A 1,271-nucleotide genomic window follows, 5' to 3' on the forward strand; every position below is an offset into this window, starting at 1 on the left:
TGGCGAAACAGCGAATACAACATGGCAATCGCAGCGCCCACACGGCTGTCATAGATTGGAGAACCGGACAAATCGAGCAAGGCGTGAATCTTGGTCAGGCCAGAATCGAAACGCTCGACATTGCTAGCGTCGAGGTCATCCAGGTCATTGTCACCGTCGAGCTTCATGAGTCCGGCCATCTTTTTCAGGTAGCCCGACAATTCGCCTTTGGCCGCCAACCGCTGCAAGAACGGAATGGCGCCCCTCACGCCGCCCCAACGAAGAATCTGCAAACACGCCTGAAGCGCTTGTCGATCATCACCTGCGTTGACCGCACTCGTCAGCCACTCACGCAGTTGCCCCAAAGAGCGTTGGGTTTCCGCCCAGGTTTCAGACTCAACCACATTCTGGTTGGAGTCGTGCCAGCTCGCCTTCCAGCGATAGAGCTCAAGTATCCGCTCAATCCCCTGGACTTCAACCGTCAAACCGCCAGGTACAAAGTTGCTGGACTTGAAGCGCAGCTTGAACGTGAGCGCCGGCAAGTTGGCTGCCAGCCATGCAACGAAAGATTCCACTTCGGGTTGTGCCAGGAACTGTTCACGCTTCATGCAGGCCGCCTTGCGGGCAGTGTCGAATGGCCATACCTTAAGCAAAATGGCAGGCCACTTCCACGTTGTCTGTTCATACAGGTAAACAAATTGAGCAGGTTCTAATGCCCTGAATAGACGCTTTTCAACACCAGCGGCGATTGACCCGGCCACCTGTAAAGTTTTCAGGCACGCTACCTTTCCGCGACTTCGTGCGGTCCAGTGGCGAAAGGGGCCTTTCAACAGCAACTCCATGTCGACCTTGAGCAAGTCAACGTGGAAGATCCCCGGGGTTGAGCGAGGGACTCTACGGGTTTCATCTTGGCTACCTGCAGTTGATGCAGCCAGCATACGCATAACCGATAGAACGCAAGGTGCCAGCTTTCGACCCAATGCAGACGTTCGCTAACGCGGCTTATGACTTAGCGTATACCCGGCCCTTCACCTTATTCCTTAACGCAGGATGCCACGGATTATTTTTTTATTCATGGGAAATCCAACGCTGGCCAGCTCTTAATTCAGCAATCAAAAACCAACCTCTTTAGCTCGCTAATGCTCGGCATGGGGTCCACCCGGTGAATTATTCGATGGCAGTTTGAGCAAACTACAATCAGGTCGCTGAGCTTTGTCTCGGTATTGCGATCCGATTTGTGTAGAGGTGTAAGGTGATGGATCTCGCAAAATTTCTCACCATGTTTCCCATAG

General features: G+C 53.2%; 1 protein-coding gene and 1 pseudogene. Both read right to left on the reverse strand.

What is annotated here, in order from left to right:
- A pseudogene (locus tag QKY98_RS23355) lies at positions 1-836 on the reverse strand (hypothetical protein); the annotation flags it as partial.
- A 248-nt stretch (positions 837-1,084) separates the two neighbouring features.
- Positions 1,085-1,271: HNH endonuclease (locus QKY98_RS23800; protein ID WP_350030293.1), on the reverse strand; the 187-nt coding region annotated here is incomplete at its 5' end.

This window comes from Pseudomonas sp. HR1 (assembly GCF_030175875.1).
Taxonomy (GTDB): domain Bacteria; phylum Pseudomonadota; class Gammaproteobacteria; order Pseudomonadales; family Pseudomonadaceae; genus Chryseomonas; species Chryseomonas oryzihabitans.